Annotated in this window: 12 protein-coding genes and 3 pseudogenes; 8 read left to right on the top strand and 7 right to left on the bottom strand. The window is 57.7% G+C overall.

Annotated features, from left to right (window positions below; translation table 11 throughout):
• Nucleotides 1-1,466: 1,466 nt before the first annotated feature.
• Nucleotides 1,467-2,231: a transcriptional regulator CynR gene (gene cynR, locus VSR82_RS36145; protein WP_498858563.1), complete on the bottom strand. Its 765-nt coding sequence runs from the start codon at nucleotides 2,229-2,231 to the stop codon at nucleotides 1,467-1,469.
• Between the two features lie 123 nt (nucleotides 2,232-2,354).
• On the opposite strand from cynR, the pseudogene VSR82_RS36140 reads away from it, so the two are divergent.
• Nucleotides 2,355-2,438 (top strand): annotated as a pseudogene (locus VSR82_RS36140) (carbonic anhydrase); the annotation flags it as partial.
• Between the two features lie 22 nt (nucleotides 2,439-2,460).
• Nucleotides 2,461-2,886 (top strand): annotated as a pseudogene (cynS, locus tag VSR82_RS36135) (cyanase); the annotation flags it as partial.
• An 89-nt stretch (nucleotides 2,887-2,975) separates the two neighbouring features.
• Here the strand turns inward: cynS and VSR82_RS36130 are convergent.
• The 3 genes and pseudogenes from VSR82_RS36130 to VSR82_RS36120 form a co-directional block, all read right to left on the bottom strand.
• Nucleotides 2,976-3,786 (bottom strand): annotated as a pseudogene (locus VSR82_RS36130) (IS5 family transposase).
• Between the two features lie 657 nt (nucleotides 3,787-4,443).
• The gene (locus tag VSR82_RS36125) at nucleotides 4,444-4,908 is read right to left on the bottom strand and encodes a hypothetical protein (protein ID WP_498858562.1); all 465 of its coding nucleotides are present in this window, start codon (nucleotides 4,906-4,908) and stop codon (nucleotides 4,444-4,446) included.
• Between the two features lie 78 nt (nucleotides 4,909-4,986).
• Nucleotides 4,987-5,859, bottom strand: coding sequence for a LysR family transcriptional regulator (locus tag VSR82_RS36120; RefSeq protein ID WP_498858561.1), 873 nt, complete (start codon nucleotides 5,857-5,859; stop codon nucleotides 4,987-4,989).
• 128 nt (nucleotides 5,860-5,987) lie between these two features.
• On the opposite strand from VSR82_RS36120, the gene VSR82_RS36115 reads away from it, so the two are divergent.
• The gene (locus VSR82_RS36115; protein WP_498858560.1) at nucleotides 5,988-7,241 is read left to right on the top strand and encodes an MFS transporter; all 1,254 of its coding nucleotides are present in this window, start codon (nucleotides 5,988-5,990) and stop codon (nucleotides 7,239-7,241) included.
• Nucleotides 7,242-7,278: 37 nt separating this feature from the next.
• Here VSR82_RS36115 and VSR82_RS36110 read toward each other — a convergent pair whose 3' ends face one another.
• A complete protein-coding gene (locus tag VSR82_RS36110) occupies nucleotides 7,279-8,607 on the bottom strand; it encodes an MFS transporter (protein ID WP_498858559.1) in 1,329 nt (442 codons plus the stop codon).
• 341 nt (nucleotides 8,608-8,948) lie between these two features.
• Between VSR82_RS36110 and VSR82_RS36105 the strand changes: the two genes are divergently transcribed.
• The 4 genes from VSR82_RS36105 to VSR82_RS36090 all read left to right on the top strand — a co-directional run bounded on the left by VSR82_RS36105 (nucleotide 8,949) and on the right by VSR82_RS36090 (nucleotide 13,365).
• Nucleotides 8,949-10,253: an MFS transporter gene (locus tag VSR82_RS36105; protein WP_498858558.1), complete on the top strand. Its 1,305-nt coding sequence runs from the start codon at nucleotides 8,949-8,951 to the stop codon at nucleotides 10,251-10,253.
• Nucleotides 10,254-10,324: 71 nt separating this feature from the next.
• Nucleotides 10,325-11,563: a CaiB/BaiF CoA transferase family protein gene (locus VSR82_RS36100; protein WP_498858557.1), complete on the top strand. Its 1,239-nt coding sequence runs from the start codon at nucleotides 10,325-10,327 to the stop codon at nucleotides 11,561-11,563.
• A 221-nt stretch (nucleotides 11,564-11,784) separates the two neighbouring features.
• Nucleotides 11,785-12,552, top strand: a complete 768-nt coding sequence (locus tag VSR82_RS36095) for an SDR family NAD(P)-dependent oxidoreductase (protein ID WP_498858556.1) — start codon at nucleotides 11,785-11,787, stop codon at nucleotides 12,550-12,552.
• A gap of 9 nt (nucleotides 12,553-12,561) precedes the next feature.
• A complete protein-coding gene (locus VSR82_RS36090) occupies nucleotides 12,562-13,365 on the top strand; it encodes an enoyl-CoA hydratase/isomerase family protein (RefSeq protein ID WP_498858555.1) in 804 nt (267 codons plus the stop codon).
• A 31-nt stretch (nucleotides 13,366-13,396) separates the two neighbouring features.
• Here VSR82_RS36090 and gcvA read toward each other — a convergent pair whose 3' ends face one another.
• Nucleotides 13,397-14,311: a transcriptional regulator GcvA gene (gcvA, locus tag VSR82_RS36085; RefSeq protein ID WP_498858554.1), complete on the bottom strand. Its 915-nt coding sequence runs from the start codon at nucleotides 14,309-14,311 to the stop codon at nucleotides 13,397-13,399.
• A gap of 246 nt (nucleotides 14,312-14,557) precedes the next feature.
• Here gcvA and VSR82_RS36080 point away from each other — a divergent pair, with 246 nt between their 5' ends.
• On the top strand, nucleotides 14,558-15,730 hold the full coding sequence (locus VSR82_RS36080; protein ID WP_498858553.1) for a thiolase family protein: 1,173 nt from the start codon (nucleotides 14,558-14,560) through the stop codon (nucleotides 15,728-15,730).
• 108 nt (nucleotides 15,731-15,838) lie between these two features.
• On the opposite strand, the gene VSR82_RS36075 is transcribed toward VSR82_RS36080, so the two are convergent.
• Complete coding sequence (locus VSR82_RS36075) at nucleotides 15,839-18,037, bottom strand: hydantoinase B/oxoprolinase family protein (RefSeq protein WP_498858552.1); 2,199 nt, start codon at nucleotides 18,035-18,037, stop codon at nucleotides 15,839-15,841.

Below are 18,037 nucleotides of genomic sequence, written 5' to 3'. Positions count from 1 at the left end.
GGCTAGACCACCCTATGTGTGAGGGCTTCTGCTCCTGCGTCAGCCACCGCCAGCGCCCGCCACCCGCCGATGCGTTCTCGCCGCGGAGGCGCCTTTGCGCACCGGCATTGATAACCGTCGAACATCAATACTTCCAAACATTGCAGTTTTCGCTGGAACGTCCTGAGCAAACCTCGATCCTCAAGACGTTCATAAACGCATCGACAGAGAACGCATCGGAGACAGGTGCGAGAGGCGCAACCGCGTTTCGCCGCAGACCAGTGCCAGCCCGGTCACGGGAGCCGCCTGCGGTCGCCGACGCGCATCTCGCCTGACCCGCCTTGCCAGGAGAATCCTGCAGCAGCGTTCCAGCGCGCCCACGGCAGCGGTGTATCTCGCGCCTGTCAAAGCAAGCTGACTCAACGCCCAGTATCCGCTTCATTCGTCATTGCCTTGAAACTCAGGAGACACTCACATGCAAACCACCGGTACCCGCGGGCACTTTACTGGCAACATTTGAGGTCAAGTCAATATTGGACTCAGTTCAGCACGCGCCCCACAAGGAATATCTGCCATCGTTGTATAGACCGTAAGGTATGACATCACCGTCTCCGTGTCGGTGAACGCCGATTACTACCAGCTTTCGCGCTTCTTCGACTGAAGCTTCTTTCGGACTTACGGGTCGAGCACGGTGGAATGACGATTTTTGCGCCGGTGGTGGGGATGATCTGCAAATGGCATCGGCATCGTGGCCGTGGTCGGTGATGACGTCATTGACACTCGTATGCTCGGCAAGCACCTTCCTATACCAGATATTGTGAGATGTCCCATTGGCGCCGATTAGTCTCAATGTCGTGTCCGCCGCATGCACCGCCACGGACGCAAATGCACTTCAGCGGATGCAAGCAAAACCTGATTCACAAACCCACCATCCTGCTATCCGGGCGGCGGCGGTGAACTATCGCCCGAAGGGGTACCCAAATCCTGTCTCGTCTCATGAAGTATCTGATTTCAAACAAGAATGAAATCCGCCCGCCCCTTTCAGGGATTGCCTCGCCCATCGGTGCTGTTAGCAGCTGGATGGCGGTCAACGGGTGCACGTCGTCTTTTGACTCGCATCGTTGCACGCTGTGACCAACTATCTGTGGGATTCGGGACCAGCATTCAGGTTTCCATCCACCTGTTCGCAGAACGAGCATGAAGGCAGGTGCGCAGGACGATGCATACACATCTGCTTCAACCAATGTCGCCTGATCGCTTGGTGAGCTTGCTTACTGCCCCGCTCTTCAAGCACTGCGGCACCGTCCGCTGCAATCGACGCTCTCCGCCTCAAGTACAAACACGGGACTAATGTCAGCTTCGACAAGCGCATTGCCGGACTCGGAAACGTCGCCTCATCGAGCGTCGGCGTTTCAAAGCGGAGCCGAACAGTACGTCATACATCCGATCCGAACCTGCGAGAGCCAAGGGTTGCGACGAGCAGGAATTCACTGAAGCTTACGAGTTCGCCAGCCCCCCTGTACATCAGCGAATGTCTGCCCAACTCTGCGTTGCAGCATTAATCCGCAAACCGCGCTGATTGAACTTACCTCGATCGCAACGTGTGGACTAATGCGATGCCGCGCGCAGTATTCGTCGATGTAACGACGCGTCGCGAACGCCTTGTTCAGCAGAACGAGCGGTTCCTTCGCAAAATCTTGCGCGGAGAGCGGTTTGTGGCGCGTCGTGCGCGCATGGTCGGCGCTAACCACGACGCCCAGGGTTTCCTGAAACAAAGGCTGGCTCTCTATTTCAGCGGCATGAACGGGTTCGAAGGCGATGCCGACGTCGAGCTTGTCGTCGGTAAGCGGGGCTTCGATCTGATCTTGAGGGATCTCCTGAATGTCGATCGTGATGCCCGGGTGCAAGCCATGGAAGCGATCGATTACAGGGCCGACCAGGTAGGCGGCGAATGTCGGCGTCACGGCCAGACGCATATTGCCACGACTGAGTTCGCTGACATCGTGGATCGCCCTGGTGCCGGCATCGAGGTCCTGTAGTGCGAGTCTTGCGTAGCGTGCCCATGCCGCGCCGGCATCCGTCAGCTGCACGGTTCTGCCTGAACGGTCGAGCAACTGTGTTCGCAATGTGTCTTCCAGTTGCCTGATCTGCTGGGAGAGCGTCGGCTGCGAAACGTGCAGCGCCTCGGCAGCGCGCGTGAAATTCTGATGTTCAGCGACCGCGAGAAAGTAGCGGATATGTCTTAGCAGCATGAAGGGCCTGTGTCCTATTTGTTTTTCCTATTGAAATAATCATAAACCGGACTTGCACACTATTGCTGATCGCGTCCATTCTTTACCCATCGCATCGCATTGCGCCATAGAACGGAGCAGATCATGCACGAGATCATCGATGGTTTTCTGAAATTTCAACGAGACGTGTTCCCCGCGCGCAAGGACTTGTTCCGGAAACTTGCGACCTAGTCAGCACGCACGCGAGGCTATGACCGACGCAATCATCGACGCAAAATCTCGCAAGAACCTGACCTTCGAAGCCATCAACGAAGGCACGGGCCTGAGCGTCGCCTACACGACCGCTGCGCTGCTCGGCCAGCATGCGCTGCCTGAGCAAGCGGCGAAACTCGTTGCGGAGCGTCTCGGCCTTGACGATGACGCGGTTCGCCTGCTGCAGGCGATTCCCGTTCGCGGCAGCGTTCCCGGCGGCGTGCCGACTGAGCCGACCATCTATCGCTTCTACGAGATGGTGCAGGTGTACGGTTCGACGTTAAAAGCACTCGTTCACGAGAAATTCGGCGACGGCATTATCAGTGCGATCAACTTCAAGCTCGATATTCAGAAGGTGCAGGACCCCGAAGGCGGCGAGCAGGCGGTCATTACGCTCAACGGCAAATATCTGCCGACGAAGCCCGTTCTGAATTGTCGGCTTCCGCATCGAAAACCAGAGCGCATCAAGGAAGCGCGAAGCGGAGAATTGAAACGTCATCGCAATAAGAGGCGTTAACAAAATGATTCCTTCAGCCTTCGCCAACAGATGATGCAGCAGGCGAGTTTCATGAAGGCTTCGTGGATGAAGGCAAGGCGTTCAAAGCGGATGCGCAGTCGCCGGAAGTTATGAAGCCACGAAATGGTGCGCTCGACCACCCAGCGTGTCTTGCCCAGTCCGCTGCCGTGGCGCTCGCCGCGTCGGGCGATTTCGGTAGCGATGCCGGCTGCGTGCAGCGGACGGCGGTATTTGTCGTGATCGTAGCCCCGATCGCCCTGAACGCGATGCGGGGCTTCGAAAGCGGCCGGCCGCGCTTGCCGGCAATGGGTGAGATCGCATCAACCAGCGCGTGAAGCCGGGTGACATCGTGACGGTTGGCGCCGGTGAGGATTACCGCGAGCGGGATGCCCTGCGCTTCGGTAACGAGGTGATGCTTTGAACCAGGTCGCGCGCGGTCGGTGGGAATCAGTCCCGTTTTTGACCTGCACCCACCGCGCGGATCGAGGAGGAGTCGACGACGACACGGGACCAGCCAATCGGGTCGGACTCGCGTGCCTTCGCGAGCAGCACTTCGTGTAGCCGGTCCCAGACGCCGGCAGCCTGCCAGTCTCGTAGACGGCGCCAGCAACTCATGCCACTGCCGCAGCCCATCTCGCGTGGCAGCAGGTCCCAGCGCAGGCCCGTCTGCAAGATGAACAGGATGCCGGTAAGCATGGCCCGGTCATCCAGTGGTTTGCGTCCGGGATACCGTGAGCGGCGGGGTTTGGGTGGGGGCAGCAAGGGTTCAATGAGTGCCCACAACGCATCATCGAGTAGTTTGGCCATGGCCTCCTCGTCACCGAAACAATGACGAGGGTAACAGCAATCGTTGGAAGTTAACAGATCAAAGCAATCATTTTGTTACGGGCTTTAAGACAAAATCCGCTCACCGCATCCTCCGTTTGCGCTCGAAACGGGCAAAGGAGAAGTGCGACTTGCGGAAGGCGGTTCGAACAACCGCGATGCGGCAAAGTTGCGCTCGTGTATTCGCTCGACACAAAATGCCGTAATCGTGCGGCGTTCGCGAACAACTGGGCGTAGGGGCTGCTTGAGCGCAAGTGGCGTAAAAAACTAGACTACCGTCTGTTCAAGGAGCGCACACTCGCTCAGAAATTGGGCCGAGAGCTTTCGCGTTGCTCATCAACGTTTGCTTGGCGATGCCATGCACGTCTTCATTCGACACGAACCACACAGGGCTTTTGATGCGCGGTGGCTGTCGGCTCTTTTATTCGTTGTCTATCAAGGCTAATGTGATTGCGCGCGATTCTTTGCGCCGTTGCGTGCGGCGCCCAACGAGCCGCTGCGGTTTTTCCCCCACGACGCGACATAGGACAACCTGTTTGACCTGCAAGCGAGTTTCGAAGAGGAGACCCCGGCAGTGAGTCGCCGGGGTCTTACTTGCCGCGCGCTGGTGGGCGCCGCAAGCTCTGCACTTCGGGGGGCTTAATCCCGGGGATCATGCAGGGTGCCCGACGCGGTCCGGTCGTTGAAGTCGAACAATGGAGATTCCGGCCGACGCTGATTCCATTGTTGATCCCGAGGTGACGAAAACAAAGCAGCAGATGGCGTCAATTGAAGCACAGCAGTGGATGTCTTCTCGCGCGAGAGCCGCGCTTTCCAGTGACCAATCGTGGTGCGCATGCGCGCCCGGCAATATCGTGGACGAACGTTGCCGCCGCTCTGCGCGATATCGGTCGCTCTCAGATGGCCGCGGTCCTCGCAGAAAAAACGTTCCGAAGACGCATTTCGATCAAACGATTGTTTCGCCATTTCATTGCCGGTCCAACGAGTGCAATTCAGTCGATCGATCGCCGTCCAAGTGCCGGATGAAGCATCCATGCACTTGCGATAAATAGTCCTTGGTCTTATCGCCATAATCGCCGTCGCGTCCCGGTGGTAGTTCGACATCAGGTCCGAATGTCGTTCAGGTGTTCGAGGCTCAAGCGTCGGCGACCGTCGATCTCCCGTGTCGACGACGTGCCCGAACTATGCGAGAGAAAGTAGATTCCTCACCACAGCAGAGGTCTCTCCCCGCCTCGACGCGATTGCCAGCCTTGCGTGTAATGCACTTCCCACGATTGGGCGATATATGACGCCGGCCACTTGCGCTTGTGTGATCGCCTTCGGCACAACGGAAACTCCAAGCCCTGCGGCGACGAGCGTTACTGCTGACGCAATTTGAGGAGCAGGTTGTGCCATCCGCGGTTCAAATCCGGCCGCATTGCAAGCCGCTACAATGTCATCGAAGAGCGCGCTGCCCGCTTCGCGCGGGACCTGGACGAAGGCTTCGTCGGCGAGTTCTGCGAGTGCAATCCGTTTCCTGGCTGTCAGACGATGACCCACTGGCATGGCGACCATCATGGGTTCTTCGTCCCAGTCTTTCAACAGCAGCGTAGTGGAATGGCGTCGTTCCGGGCGCACCACGGCCACATCGAGTCGACCGGCTTGCAACGCCTCTAACAACACGCCGGAGGTGGCCTCATGCAACGTAAGCTCCGCGTCCGGGAAGCCTTCTCTGAAACGGCGGACTAGATCAGAGACCCTTGGATTGAAAGCGGCCGTTCCAGTGAACCCCATCCGCAGATGACCGATCTCCCCTCTGGCGGCGCGTTTCGCGGCCCTCGATGCTCGTTCGGCACTTTCGAGTACCAGTCGCGCTTCCTGCGCGAACACTTCGCCAACAAACGTGAGTTCCGCCCCGCGAGCAGTACGCTTGAAAAGATCGGCGCCGAGTTCTTCTTCGAGGGATTTGATCTGCTGGCTAAGCGGCGGCTGCCCTATTCCCAGCGCCTCTGCCGCCTTGGTGAAATTCGAGGCCTCCGCCACGGCCAGAAAGTATCGAAGGTGTCTGAGTTCCATTTTCCTGATCAGTCAGTTGAGCGCGCGACGAGCCAGTGGCAAAACATATCGCTACCGTCTGTTTCATATATTGGACAGATAAACAAGAAAATACAAGAATACGGAGCAACAAGACTTGCCGGTACAAAATGTCTACTCAAACCTGCTCCGCTATTCCTGGCAAGCTATCGCACCCGACGGTCGACAACTTGCCGGACGGCGTATCGCCCCGCTCGGCTGCCTACAAGCAAATTGCCTTTGCGCTCTTTCTTGCCGGATTCGCAACCTTCTCGTTGCTGTACTGCGTACAGCCCCTGCTTCCGGCTTTTACCCGAGAGTTTCGGATAGGCGCTGCGTCCAGTTCTCTTTCGTTATCGCTTTCGACCGGTTTTCTCGCAGTCTCGAGTTTCTGTGCGGGTGCGCTTTCGGAACGCGTCGGGCGCCGAGGGTTGATGTTCGTGTCCATGACATGTGCCGCGATTTTCAATCTGCTAACAGGGGTAGCGCCTGGCTGGACCATGCTGCTCATCTGCCGCGCATTGGAGGGATTAGCCCTTGGCGGCGTGCCAGCCGTCGCGATGGCTTACCTGTCAGAAGAAATGGCCGCCAATGGATTGGGGCTTGCAATGGGTCTCTATATCGGCGGTTCCGCATTCGGAGGCATGATCGGCCGGATCGGCATGAGCGTGCTCGAAGAATACTTTTCCTGGCGCACTGCGATGGAAACAATCGGCGCACTAGATCTGGCCGCGGCCGTCGTATTTGTCGTGTTGCTTCCGCCCTCCCGCCGTTTCGTGAAACGTACCGACTTGACTGTCCGGCATCATCTTGACCTCTGGAAGGCGCAGCTCACAAACAGCCGCCTTCCGTACGTTTTTGCCATCGGGTTCCTCGTCATGGGCGGCTTCGTGACCGTATATAACTATGCGGGATTTCGGCTCATCGCGCCGCCCTTCAACCTGAGTTCAACCGCGTGCGGCTTGATTTTTGGAGCCTATTTGTTCGGAATGGTGTCCTCATCGACCGCAGGAGCTCTGGCTGACAATCTTGGACGCGCGCCGGTTCTGATCAGCGGCCTCATTGTGTTCATTGCCGGCCTCATATTGACGCTCTCGCATTCTTTGGCATGGGTCATTGTTGGAATCGTATTTGTCACGATTGGATTCTTCGTATCCCATTCGGTTGCAAGCGGATGGGTTGGGCATTTGGCCGGGCCTGCCAAGGGTCACGCCGCATCGCTGTATTTGCTTGCCTACTACGCGGGCTCAAGCGTGCTCGGTTCCTTGGGAGGAAGTTTTTGGCAACATGGTGCGTGGCCGGCGGTGGCGGCATACGTCGCCGCCCTGCTGATCGTTTGCCTGGTCATGGCTTTCCGTCTCATCCGGAACGGCGACGCTAGATAAAGCGCTCCCGGCCGCAGCCCGAAGGAGAAGGACCGTCTCAGTCCAAAGCCTTCCCTTTGGTCTCCGGGATGTATAAGTACACGACAGAGCCGATTAGCGCCGCAGCCGCCAGGTACAGCCAAACGAAGTCATCGAATCCCGTCTTGATCATCCAGGTGACGATATAAGGCGCTGTCCCACCAAAGATCGCGACCGACGCCGCATACGGAAGCGCGATGCCTGTCACGCGGACGTCTGCTGGGAATTGCTCGGCCATCACTGCGGCACAGTTCGCGCAATATCCGATCAGCAATACCATTCCAATCGCCTGCGTCAGAAACAAACTCAGGAAGCTCGCCGACACGAAGTGAAGAGCCGGCCAGACATAAATCAGCGAACCAAGCGAGAACGCCAGCAGCGTCGGCTTACGGCCATACCGGTCCGATAGTTTCCCGCCGAACGGCAGCAGTATAAGGAAAACAACCAGTGCGCATGCGTTCGCCAGCAACGCCGTCTTCAGATCGACACCCGTGCGCAAGTGCGCATAGGTCGGGAAGTTCACCATCCACAGGTAGTTGAAGAGCGTGCCGGCGATCGAGATCCCTGCTACACGCAGCGCCGCTGCCGGATGCTCGAGCAGCATCGTCTTGAGCGGACTCTTGTTGCGCTTGCCAGACGAACTGATGTGTTGGAATGAGCCTGTTTCTCTGGCGTTCTTGCGCACCCAAAGCGTCACGATTCCCAAAGCGCCCGCGAATGCAAACCCCGCACGCCAGCCCCAATCTTTAAGATCGCCATCTTGAAGGAACGAGGTGGTTACGAACCCGATCAACGATGCCAGCAATATCCCTCCATTGAGTGCGAAGTGCTGCCACGAGCCCACGAAGGCGCGTTGGTTCGGTTCGGCCGATTCAACCAGAAATGCAGAGGCTGAGCCAAACTCGCCGCCAGCGGAGAAACCCTGAACCAGCCGCGCAAGCACGAGTACGACAGGAGCCGCGATACCGATGGTTCCATACGTCGGGCACGCTGCAATGATCAGCGACGATCCTGCCATCAGAAGCACCGACAAGGTGAGTGCTCTTTTTCTGCCGTAGCGGTCCGCATATGAGCCCAGCACCGCTCCTCCGATTGGGCGCATAAGAAAACCCACAGCAAAGACCGCGAACGTAGAAAGCAGGTTAGCGAGAGGTTCGCCCGCGGCGAAGAATTGACCGGCGAAGATTGGCGCAAAGGTGGCATAGATCAACCAGTCGACCCACTCGACCATGTTGCCGAGGGACGCGGCCACGATTGCAGTCTTCGATCTTCCAAGCCCGCCGGCTGGCGCGGGTGAGCTATCCAGCAAAGGAACGCGGACATTCCCCGCCATTTCGTTTTGACTCATGCTCGTCTCCATATTTTGGCCAGGAGTTTCCCGGCACAGTTCTTTTGAAATTGACCTGCAGCAGCAGCTCTGGTGTCGCCGGGCAACACCGAAGCCTGACGGACAATAGTGAAGGGGCGTTCCGCCCACAACCGAAATTATTTGCAGCGTCGCTTTAGTTTTTTTAGCTACGGCGGATCAGCCCGGCGTACGAACGGTCTTGCGATGCGGGGCCCAAAAAAACTGAATTGAACAAGCAAAAAAATCCGTTTGAGTCCATGGCAACGGGAAAATAGTATCGATGGTGGAACCACTCTTAACGCGCATCGAACTGCTCGTTAAAGAACTACATCGGAGACACCATGAATACTGTTGCCAGCGCCACTGTCGAATCGAGGTCGCAGTCGCTCACGCGGGCCCAACGTCGTGCCATCTTTGCGGCGACTCTTGGAACGATCGTCGAGTTCACGGACTGGATCATCTACGCTACGTTCGCGCCGCTCTTTTCACATCATTTCTTTCCCGCCAACGACACTCGTGTTTCTCTTCTCTCAACCTTTGCCGTGTTTGCAGTTGGCTTTGTGATGCGACCAGTCGGCGGAGCTTTGCTTGGCGCCTATGCGGACCGGCACGGCAGAAAGAAAGGACTAGTGGTGTCCGTTGCACTGATGGCAGGTAGCTCGATCGTTATTGCAATTTGCCCTGGATACGCCACGATCGGATTCGCAGCACCGTTGATCCTTGTCGTGGCTCGCCTCATGCAGGGGTTCGCGGCGGGCGGGGAGTTCGGCTCAGCGTCAACGTTCCTGATCGAAACGGCATCCCCCGCTCGACGAGGGCTTGCCGGCTCATGGCAGCATTTGGCCGTCAACGCAGGCGTTCTCCTCGCGGCCGTAATCGGTGCGATCCTGACATCGACCTTCGACAAAGCGACGATGGGCGACTGGGGTTGGCGAGTCGCCTTCGCCATCGCCGGGGTAATGGGATTCGCCGTGCTGGTCGTGCGCGCCGCGACTGTCGAAACCGCTGCGTTCACGCGCGTTGCAGCCTCCGGCGAAAAGGCAGTGAATCCCTTGATGGCCCTCGTTCGCGATCATCGCAAGGCCGCGTTGAGGGTGATCGGCATTGCGATGGCTGGAAACCTGTGCATCTATCTTTGGCTGGTCATGTTTCCGACGTTGGTCCATCTGCGTACCGGAATGCCACTCAACACGGCATTTATCGCCAGCGTTATCTCAATCGTCATTTCTCTGGTCACCATTCCTTTCATCGGAATGCTCTCGGACCGAATCGGACGACGCCCCATTCTGCTGGTGTTTGCCGGTGGCTCTGCTCTGTATACGTGGCCGGCACTTCACTTTCTGACCAACGGCTTCGTGAGCGCCACCGTCATCGCCACGATCGGCATGCTGTTGTGTTCGGGCTTTGCCGCGATGGCCGCAACCGTGATGGCCGAACAGTTTCCAGCTCGCGTCCGCGCCACCGGAGTCGCGCTTCCGTACGCAATCTCGGTCGCATTGTTTGGTGGCACGCTGCCATACATCGTTACCGCAACGGCGAAATCCGGCATGCCGGAGCTTCTTTGGATGTATGTGACAGTCATTTGCGTACTGGGCTTCATCGTCTACGCGAAGATGCCGGAGACGCGCGGAAAGGTTCTCGACTAATAGTCTCGAGTGTCGTTTCAAAGCCCGAATGGGATTCGTCCCGATCGGAGCCAACAACAAAGAGGGATAGCATGCTTGCTAGTGCGTTGACGGGAATCACCGTCGCAGACTTCACCCAGATCGGTGCCGGACCCACCTGTACGATGCTATTGGCGGACATGGGTGCCAGGGTAATCAAGGTCGAAAGCCCGAGTGGTGATTTGGCACGCGGACTCGGTCCTGCGTGGATTGGAGAAGACAGCGCCCTGTATCACAGTTTCAACCGCAATAAACTGAGCATCTGCCTCGACCTCAAGTCCCCCGAAGGTTTGGCGGCAGCGTGGCGGCTTATCAAGCAGGCTGACGTTGTCGTCGAAAGCATGCGACCGGGCGTGATGGAAAAATTGGGAATCGGGCCAGACAAGGTGCGACAGGAATGTCCTTCCATTGTCTATTGTTCGATCTCGGCCTATGGACAAGAGGGACCCTGTTCTCATCAAGCCGGCGTAGACGGAATTCTGCAGGCGGAATCCGGCTTGATGAGTCTTATCGGCATGCAAGGAAGTGGACCTTGCAAAGTGCAGGCGCCGATCGTCGACGTGACCACCGGTTACATTGCCTGCGTCGGCATCCTTGGAAAGCTGTTCAGCAGGATTCGCGACGGACAAGGCGGGCATCTTGACGTCAGCCTCATGGCGTCAGCACTCGCGCTGCAGCAATCTTCGATCGCCAGTTACCTGGCGGATGGCCGGCTTCCCGAGCTGATCGGCAGCGCCGCGCCCTATTCGGCGCCCAACCAGGCGTTCAAAACGTCGAACGGCTGGGTAATGGTCGCAGCGTACATGCCGCAGCGATGGGAGCGGTTCTGTGCAGTTATCGGCGAACCCGGGCTCGCCACCGATGAGCGTTTTGCGACCTCTCCGTTGAGAGTTGAGCATCGGGCCGAACTCGAGATTCGTGTCAATGCCGCGATGTCAAAGCACACGACCGAGCATTGGCTGGCTCAGTTTCAAAGTTCGGACATTCTGTGCGCCCGCGTTGCCACATATGACCAGCTTGACGATCATCCGCAAGTGCGCGCGAACCGCCTGATCAAGCAGGTCGAGCATCCCATCCACGGCAGTATCAGGATGCCTGGCTTTCCAATCAATAGCCGCATCGAGAATGCGCAGCCGGCACGTCCCGCGCCGTCGCTCGGCCAACATACGCGACAGGTGCTGTTCTCGCTCGGCTTCGATGATGCACAAGTTGACGCAATGCTCCAAAACGGCGCCGCAATAGCGGAAGCGCACGAGTGCGATGCGCCGGTTGCGGCCGAGAACATCACGTGACGATTATGAAAACACTCAACGTCATCGATGCGCTACGCAGCCGACGGGGTGTGAGAGGTCTCCTCGATATTCGTCGAAAACCCTGCGGACAGGACGAGAGGCGGCGGCGGATAAGTTCACCTCTTTCGTAGGTCCATAACGGCCTTCAGCAACAAATGCGGTCGAGCATCATTTATCGCGAGTCTTTAGTAACCCCTTCAATTTAAGCTGGAATGGACATCATGAACTCTTCAGAAAAGACATCTAGCTCCGACGTTGCAATTGTCACCGGAGGCGCAAAAGGCATCGGGTTCGGAATCGCCAATGCCTTGGCCAGGGAAGGTGTCCGGGTCGCACTGTTCGATCTGGACCCCGATGCGCTGGAGACCGCAGTCCAAGCACTGCGGAAAGTGCAACCCGACTGCACTGGCATCAAGGTGGACGTCACGAGCGCCGAGTCCGTCGACACAGCGATCGACAATGTGGTCGAGAAATTTGGTCGTATCGACATTCTTGTCAACAACGCGGGAATCGTTAAAGACAAGCGCATCACGAAGATGTCTGACGAAGATTGGGATTCGGTTATCTCGGTCAATCTGAAATCGCAATTCCTCTGCTGTCGCGCAGCGATTCGGCACATGAGCACCGCCAGTTATGGCCGGATCGTCAATATCTCCTCTCGGGCGTGGTTAGGTGGCGTTGGACAAGCGAACTATTCGGCCGCCAAAGGAGGAGTCGTGAGTCTCACCCGAAGCCTCGCACTCGAATGGGCCAAAGCAGGTATTACTGTGAATGCCATCGCACCTGGCATCGTCGACACGCCGTTGTTCCAGAAATTTGACGCCGATTTGCAGGAGAAGCTGAAAAAGACCGTTCCTGTGCAACGTATTGGTACCCCCGAAGATATCGCCGAAGCCGTCAAGTTCTTTGCCAAACGCGAAGCTTCCTATATCACCGGTCAAACGCTTTACGTTTGCGGTGGCCGCTCCCTCTCTTCCCCTAGCTTCTGAGGAACGATCATGGGTATCTCCTATAAAGTAGACAATTACATCGCAACCGTCCTGCTCGATAGACCGGCAGCGCTGAACGCATTGGACCTCGAAAGTCTGCGAGAACTTCGTCAAGTTCTGGCGGCTGCGCGCGACGACGATCAGGTTCGGGTCATCATTGTCTCGGCTACCGGCGAGAAGTCGTTTTGCGTGGGCGCGGACCTCAAGTCGACGATGCCCCCTTCCGTCAACTTCGGGGCATCGTTCATCAAATCCACTGAGCGTGCCGCCACAGAAGGCATTTACACTCGGCTGATCGATTTGAGTTCGCTTCGCATTTTCAAACCTCTGATTGCTGCAATCAACGGCTACTGCCTCGGGGGAGGCCTAGAGTTGGCGCTTCAGTGCGACTTGCGCATCGCATCGACCAACGCGGTTTTCGGCCTGCCCGAGCCGGTTGTGGGCAGCATCCCCGGCGTCTGCGGTATCCAGGCGATCCAGAAGGCCGTGCCTTCCGCGGTAGCCATGAAGATGCTGCTGACCGGAGCAAAGATCGACGCAATCTACGCGGAAAACGTGGGCCTGATTTCGGATTTGACCGATCCGGCCAGCTTGATGGATAAGGCGCGTGAACTGGCTTCGACGATCGCCAGAAATGGTCCCGTCGCTGTACAGATGATCAAGAAGGTCGCGGAAACGAGTAGCAACGTACCACTCGCCCAGGCGATCGAATTCACTGAGTTGGCCTGGGGTGCAATGCGCGATTCGGAGGATAGAATCGAAGGACGTACGGCATTCGCCGAGAAGCGCCCGCCTAACTTCAAGGGCAGGTGAAAGGCGTCCGGCCAAAGCATGTGCCGGACCTTCAGTCCGCCTGCGGTTCGTCCTTGAGTGCGGCGTCTGACAGCAACCAATTTCTGAATGCAGCGAGTTCGGGATTCGTCAGACGCCCCTTCGGATACACAAGGTAGTACGTGTAGGAGCCTTCGTCGAGCGCGAACGAAAACGGCATAACCAGTTTTCCATTGTCGATATCGTCCGACACAAGCACCTTTTGCGCAATCGCTATACCGTGGCCTCGCGCCGCGGCATCGTATGCCAGGATGGAGCTCTCATAGCTGAGTCCTGCGAGTGGGTTCACGCCTCTTACTCCTGCCGCATCGAGCCATTTCGCCCAGTCTTCCCGGCGCGCGAGGGAGTGCAGAAGGGGTACGTTGCTCAGACTCTCGGGCGTTTTGTCGTTGAGCTCGGGGTGCTCCGCTCGGAACTCCGGACTACAAACGGGAACCAGTTCGTTCGGAGCGAGACGATCGAAACCCATGTCGGTCGATGGCTCGAATGACAGGCGAATCGCAGCGTCTACGTCCTCGTTCGCGAAGTCTACCGCCTGCAGGGAAGTCGTTAAGCTAACCTCGATGTCCGGGTAGTGAGCGTGAAAGGTGGACAGCCGGGGTAGCAGCCACTTCATCGAAAAGGTCGTGTACGCACGAATTTTCAGCGTTCTATGCTGCTTCATCTCCGTCAGATTCATCGTGGCAATCTTCATTGCCTCGAACGAACGCGAGATCTCCGTGAGATACGTCTTTCCGAGCGGAGTGAGGGTAATCGATCTATGCCCTCTTTCGAAGAGCGCGACTCCCAACTGCTCTTCGAGAACCTTGATGTGATGACTAACGGCTGCCGGAGTGACATTGAGTTCCTCCGCTGCCAATTGGACGCTCAACAGCCGACCTACTACCTCGAAGGCCCGGAGCGCATTAAGTGATGGGAGGATTCGCATTTACCCAATATATCACGGTTGGCCGAGCCTATCAGACAGGTGATTACCCGGGCACGGAACGCCGGATTCGAGTTAATAAAACTTAATCAAGCACGCATGAAATGTAGGTTGTGACTCAACGTAACTCGCAATATCTTTGATGTCGAGCGAAGCTCAGATCATCAAATAACGGCTTGAGAAATGTCGGTCCTGCACTTCTGTGTAGCGTGATGACATCTCCTGGCTTCCTGTCTCATGGAGGGACACATGCGTAAAGTAGTGATTGGCGGCATCGGTATGACGCCGTTTGGTAAGTTTCTGGAGCGCAACCTGAAGTCTCTCTCCGAAGAGGCGGTGTCGCTCGCGCTGAAGGACGCGCGCGTGACCGTCAACGACGTCGACCGCATCTTCTTCGGCAACGCAGCTGCGGGCGTGGTGACTGGTCAAGAAATGATCAGGGCGCAGTCATCGCTTCGGAACACCGGTCTCGACGGCAAGCCGATGTATAACGTCGAAAACGCGTGCGCGTCAGGTAGCTCCGCGCTCAATCTGGCATGGCTTTCTGTTGCGTCCGGTCAATCCGAGACGGCGCTTGTCGTGGGTGCAGAGAAGCTCAGCCACGAAGATAAAGCCGTCTCGTTCGGTGCTTTCGCGAAAGCCGTCGATCTCGAAGAGCCTCTACCCGAAGGCTATACCAAGGGAAGCGGATCGCTCTTCATGGATCTGTACGCGCGCAAGGCTCGTATGTGGATGGAAAAAAGCGGCGCAGAAGCTAGCGACTTTGCCCGCGTCGTCGTGAAGAGCCGGCGTGCTGGCTCACTCAATCCCGTCGCGCAATTTCGCAAGGAAACCAGCATCGCGGAAGTCCTTGGAAGTCGCATGGTGAGTGATCCGTTGACGCTGTTCATGTGCTCCTCCATCGGCGACGGAGCAGCGGCGCTGTTCATCTGCTCTGAAGAATATGCCAGGAACCACGATATTCGGCCCGTCTACATTCGCGCTAGTTCGATCGTTTCCGCAAAGGCAGACGGCTCAGGTGACCTGGTCGCGGTTCGGGCTGCGCAAGCCGCCTATGAAGAAGCCGGAATCGGCCCGGAAGACGTCCACGTCGTCGAGCTTCACGACGCGTCGGCCCCTGCCGAACTCATTCACTATGAAAACCTCGGTCTGTGCGCGCCGGGAGATGCCGCTGGTCTGATCCGCTCCGGGGCGACCGACATTGGCGGGCGGATTTCCGTGAATCCGAGCGGCGGCCTTCTTTCGCGCGGACATCCAGTTGGCGCGACAGGCGTCGCGCAGATCGTCGAATTGACGCAGCAACTGCGCGGCACCGCGGGACCGCGCCAACGTCCTCATGCAAAGGTTGCCCTCGCAGAGAACAACGGTGGCCAGCTTGCCGGCGATTCCGCGGTCGCCCTGGTCACGATTCTATCGACGTAAGACACGGCGTCGGTGTCGCGCGATCCACGAGAAGGCGGATCGCGTGGCGGTCGTTGCGCTGGTTCTGCCGCTGTCCGAGCCGGCAGAACCCATCCGTAGCAAGACCTATCAGAGACCTAAGCGCTCTTCCTTGCGTCCGTCCACAACGATATCCACGCTTAGCGCAGTCCCGCACTCAGCGCAGAACACTTCTTCCAGAAGAATCGAGTTCTCGCCGTTGCTCGCCCGTACATCGACGCCTCTTCGGCTCAAACTTTCGGCAGCGTTTGTATGTCTGATCACTGCCTGTTTTCGCCAACTGGATGCAGCACCCAATTTTGCTTCGCATGCACGGCAACAGACCTGATCGTTGACGAACGAAAGGTAATTCCCGGTCAGATGCGCTTCGTCTGATGCGGTTGAACTGGCGAGGCTAGCGTTACGACCCGGCTCAGCGCCGAGCCGCTTTGCCCGAAGCACGTGACGCCGCGCTCGAGATGCGTCGAGGTCAGGCGCCCCCGCGTCATCGACGACAATTCCGTAGACATCGAAAGCGACTTCCGACGAGACGTACCCGTCTCGCAGATCCTTCGCGACATCTTCGGGCTTTCGAAGCAACGGGTCTCCGAAACCGCCTCCACCGGCGATTGTTTGATGAAACACATCGTTCGAGTGAAGAGGCCGTCCTTCATCGTTCAGCTCCAGCAAACTCACTAGTGGGGTCGCACCTTCCCTCGTTTGCAACGTACCAGTGCCGAAAAATTTCGCAAGGTCGACACCAGCGTAAATCCTTTGCGCCGAGCCACCACCCGGGTAGCCGCCGCCATACCCGCTGGCAGGAACGCGTGCAACGGGAGCAAACACCGTTTGCTGTGTCTGCTCCGCCCCGTGTGGGAGCCATGCATAGTCCAGGCCCATTCCGCCGCGATAGGTTCCAGCGCCTGCCGTTTTGGGTTCAACCCGCTTCCAGAGGTACAGAACAGGGTAAAAGAGCTCGTTCATCTCGACGTCAGGCAGGATATTGCCAATCTGAGTCATCAGCCCTGCGCCGTCCAGTCCATCGCAAGTGGACTGGGCGCCGGACCCCATGCCCCCGCCGTCCATGTTGAAAAAAACGAAGAAATTGCCCTTTTTGTCGTTTCCTGAAGTGATTCCGCCAGTCCAACTGTCGGCCCAAATGCCCTGCGCACGTCCGCGCAGGACGTCATTGGAACTGCGCTCGCAAGCCATATTGAGGAGCCGGGTTACGAGTCGAACAACGCGGCTTCCAACTTCGAGATGCCCATTACTGACAGGTGCCGGCGGCACCGGGTTCACGATCGTACCGCTGGGCGCGAAGATGTCTACGGGCGCGAGAACGCCAGCGTTCAGCGGAATGTCCCACGCGAGTGTTGGGATCACTGCCGAGTAGACACTTCCGATCAGAGCCCCATAAGAGCAGTTAACAAAGCCGTCCGTCTGGGGCGAGGAGCCCGAAAAATCGAACGATAAGCGGCCTGCGCTAACGGTGAGTTTGCCTGCGATCTTGAACAGGTCATCCTTGTGACCGTTATGCTCCTGCCACTCCACCGCCTCGTACACGCCATCTGGGAGCGCCGAGATCCTGTCGCACATAACGGACTCAGTGACGGTCAGACTGTGTTCGATTACTGCGCGATACTGCTCGAATCCGACTTCGTCGATTGTTTCGATCATTCGGCGAACGCCCACGTTGTTGGACGCAATCAGGCTTCGAACATCGTTCCACAAGACCACCGGCAAACGCACGTTGTTGACGAGGATTCGCCGCACCGCTTCAACTACGTGCCCCTTGTCAAGAATCTTCACACCTGGCGGCAGCCGAAGCGCTTCCGAAAAGCAATCGCGGGCCGATGGTGCGAACCCGCCCGCGGTCATCCCGCCCACGTCCATGAAGTGAGCCTGTGACTGCGCGAACCCCACGAGTTCGGCGCCGTGAAAGATGGGCGTTACGACGGAAATGTCGGGCGGATGCGTCGAGCCTGCCGTGTGAGGGTCATTGCTGATAAAAGCATCGCCTGGCAAGAGCTCCTCTGGTCGAACCACTTTCAGCAGGTTTCGCACGGCGGTTTGTCCCGAGCCCAGATGCAACTGCACGAATTCGGAGTATGCCAGTACGCGTCCGTCAGCCGTGAAGAGTGCCGTGTTGAAGTCTCCCGCCTCCGTGATTACGGGCGAGCCGGACGATCGCATCATCGATATGCCCATCTCCTTCACGACATTTTCGAGCCGCATACGCACCACTTCCGTCGTGATGGGATCGATGCTTGCAGCGTCTTGCACGTTGCTCTCGATGTAATTGCCTTTCAT

Origin of the sequence: Burkholderia sp. JPY481 (genome assembly GCF_038900515.1) — a bacterium.
GTDB lineage: Bacteria > Pseudomonadota > Gammaproteobacteria > Burkholderiales > Burkholderiaceae > Paraburkholderia > Paraburkholderia youngii.
This window is presented reverse-complemented; position numbering and strand designations above follow the sequence as displayed.